The organism is Oleiphilus sp. HI0117 (assembly GCF_001635235.1).
Genome location: NZ_LWGA01000159.1, coordinates 1 through 909, shown reverse-complemented (window position 1 = coordinate 909; position 909 = coordinate 1). Strand labels below are relative to the sequence as shown.

1 protein-coding gene and 1 pseudogene are annotated in these 909 nt (G+C 43.8%); both read right to left on the bottom strand.

The window, feature by feature from the left end:
- Positions 1 to 178: pseudogene (locus tag A3757_RS25535) on the bottom strand (cytochrome b); the annotation flags it as partial.
- Positions 178 to 771 (bottom strand): ubiquinol-cytochrome c reductase iron-sulfur subunit, encoded by a 594-nt coding sequence (petA, locus tag A3757_RS02140; RefSeq protein ID WP_068516412.1) that lies wholly within the window; start codon positions 769 to 771, stop codon positions 178 to 180. The pseudogene A3757_RS25535 and the gene petA, both read right to left, overlap by 1 nt.
- Positions 772 to 909: the final 138 nt, after the last annotated feature.

Genomic DNA, 909 nt, shown 5'->3' with positions numbered 1-909 from the left:
TGTAGCTCATAGTCAACCAAATACCAGTAAGAAGCTGGTTAACCAAAACAACCATTGAAAGCACACCAAAAATATACCAAACATTAAAGTTCTTTGGCGCGTAGTATTTACTCATGTGATTTTCGAATGCTTCAACAACAGGGAGGCGCTCGTCAATCCAGTTAATTAGCTTTTGCATTATGCCTGCTCCTCATCAACACCAATAACTACCGTTGCATCATCCAGGTACTTATAAGGAGGAATTTCCAAGTTCTTAGGTGCTGGAACCCCTTTATAGACTCGACCTGCCAAATCAAAACGAGAACCGTGACAAGGACAGAAAAAGCCACCTACCCAGTTAGCATCAAATTCTTGAGGCTTCACTTCTGGCACGAATTGTGGAGAACAACCTAGGTGAGTACAGATACCAACAATGACTGCATACTCAGGGCGCGAAGATCTAAACACCCCTTTAATATATTCAGGCTGCTGAGGTAACTCAGACTGAGGGTCTCGCAACTCATCAGACAGCTTTTCAATATTATCAAGCATCTCTTGAGTTCGACGAATAACCCAAACAGGTTTACCTCGCCACTCAACAGTCATTCTCTGACCTGGCTCCAACTTTCCAATGCTTGCTTTAACTGGCGCACCGGCAGCTTTTGCTTTTGCACTTGGATTCCAAGACGCAACAAACGGAACCGCTGCTCCAATTGCCCCTACCCCACCAACAACGGAGGTAGCACCGATTAAAAATCGGCGTCGGCCAGCATTAACGTCGCCATCACTCATATAGGCATCTCCCAATATTAACTACGTACCAATATTTACGTAGTAGTTTAGTTATGATGACCCAGCAACATCTACACCAGTATAAGTAACTTATACCTGCGTAAATAACGCCCAATCACTTTATCTTATCGACACTAG

What these genes read in the sequence shown, in the direction of transcription:
- petA (WP_068516412.1), bottom strand. Translation starts at nt 771, where the DNA reads ATGAGTGATGGCGACGTTAATGCTGGCCGACGCCGATTTTTAATCGGT.